The sequence below is a fragment of the Paraburkholderia sp. Ac-20336 genome, from assembly GCF_017105025.1.
In the GTDB taxonomy this organism is placed as follows: Bacteria; Pseudomonadota; Gammaproteobacteria; order Burkholderiales; family Burkholderiaceae; genus Paraburkholderia.
Genome location: NZ_JAAGPS010000272.1, coordinates 1 through 2,121 on the forward strand (window position 1 = coordinate 1; position 2,121 = coordinate 2,121).

Here is a 2,121-nt window from a genome sequence, read left to right on the forward strand (position 1 = left end):
TACGCTGCCGCAGGACACCGCCGCGGCGATCAGTCGGAGTCTTTTCATCGATGTAGGTCGAGGTGTCGGTTCATCCCTGTTGCGGCCGCGCGATAGTCAGGCGCCAGCCGCCCATCAGATCGAATGGCGCCCAGAAAAACGGATGCGCGAAACGCGGCGTGTGCAGCACCGCCAGTTGCGCGGTGCGCATCGCATCGATCGCCTCATGGCCTTCGGCGAGTTGCGAGTAAAAGGTGCGCATCGTCAGCGCGCTCGATTCGTCGGCGACCGGCCACATCGACACGATCAGGCTCGTCGCACCGGCATAGAAAAACGCGCGCGTGAAACCGAGAATCTCGTCGCCGCGCGCGATCCGCCCCAGCCCGGTCTCGCAGGCCGACAGCGTGACGAGCGAAACGTTGTTGAGCTTGAGGTTGTAGATGTCCTTGGCGAGCAGCGAGTCGGGGCCGTCGGCGGGCTGCGTCGCCGGCGCGAGCAGGATGCGCGAGTGCAGCGGATCGATCGTGTCGGCCTGGGCGTGGGTCGCCACGTGCAGCACGCGGCCCGCCGGCGCGTTGTCGCGAAAGCTCAGGCGCGTGGCGTCGCCGTGCAGAAACACCTCGTTGTGCGCGAACAGCGGCGCGATGCCCTGCACTTCCGCCTCGGCGCCCGGCAGCGCATACGCGGGCGTGATGGTCGGATTGCCGAACGCGACCAGGTCGCTCGCGATCTTCTGCTGGCGTTGCGCGAGTTGAATGGCGACACTCGCCGACGGCGCGAGCGCGATCGGATGGCGTTCGATCAGGAAGCCGTCGGCATTGTGCAGCGCCTGGAACGGCAGATAGTGCAGCGCGCCGTGCGGCACGATGATGAGCCGCTCGTTCGGGCGCAGGCCGAGCGGCGCGATCAGCAGCGCATCGAGCTTGTCGCCGTAGGTGAGCGCGGCCGGGCGGCGATGCACGATCGCGTTGCGCATGTCGGTCACGGCGGCGTCCATGTCGGCGCGCGCGATCGGCAAGGTGTAGCCGGTCAGGCCGTCGCGACGCACCACCCAGACGATCATCTCCTTGTCGAGGCTGTGGTATTCGACGATCGCCTCGTTCGGCTTGAGCACGGCGCGCGTCGCAGCAAGGCTCGGCACCTGGCCGTTCAGTTGACGGTCGTCGACGCCGGCATCGACCCGGTTGCGCACGACGTCGAGCAGCGCCCGCGCGCGGCTGCGCTCGGACAGCATCCACGCGCCCTCGTAGTCGCCGGCGTCGACACTCAATGCGATGGCCTCTTCGAAGACCGTTTGCGTATCGCCGAACAGGCCGGTCTTGAACTCGTCGCTGCGAAACCGCGCGCGGATTTTCTCGGCGTCGTCGACGGCCAGCAGATAGGCTTCGCGCGCATGCGGCTTGTCGTTGAGCGCGAGATCGGCGCGGCCGATGCCTTCGTGAGCCCACAGGCGGTCGTAGTTCGCGTCGCCGGAATTGCCGCTTTGGCCCAGCAGCGCTTCGAACGCGCGTCGTGCATCCTCGGGCTTGCCTTCGGCAAGCAGCAGATTGCCTTCGATACGCTGATACTCGGGGGCAAGTTCCGCCGTGGCCGGCGCGCCGATCGCGTCGAAGGTCTGGCGCGCGCCGGCCGTGTCGCCGGCGGCAAGCTGCGCATTGATCACCGACATCAGCACGAGCGGCTTGTAGCGCGGCGACGCGGTCGCCAGCGCATCGTTGTAGGCGGCCAGCGCCTCGCGGGGTTTGCCCCGGCGCAACGCGACATCGCCGAGTACCTTGTCGGCCGGCGCGTAGACCTGCTCGGGCGCCTTCGGCGTCGAGGCGAGCGCCTCGCGGGCGTAGCGTTCGGCGTTGTCGAGATCGCCGGCATAGCTGTAGGCGATCGCGAGGTCGCGCTTGGACAGGGCCGCGAGGTCCGCGTTATTGGTCTGCCCGGCGACCACGAGCGCGCGCGCGGCGGCGTCGACGCTGTCACGAAAGTCGCCGCGCTCGGCCGCCGAAACGGACATGCTGCAATAGTCGTAGGCGGGAAGTTTGACGTGATCGCGCGAGAGCAGCAGACGCCCTTCGGCGGTCAATGTGTTGATCGTTTCGGCGTCGCGTTCGCGTTCCTCGGCCTGGCGAAAACCGAACGATTCGGGGG

The 2,121-nt window shown here is 67.8% G+C and carries 1 protein-coding gene; it reads right to left on the reverse strand.

Features of this window, described 5'->3' with window-relative positions:
• Positions 1–70: 70 nt before the first annotated feature.
• A partial coding sequence (locus GXB81_RS30910; protein WP_205991201.1) for a CHAT domain-containing protein occupies positions 71–2,121 on the reverse strand: 2,051 nt, incomplete at its 5' end.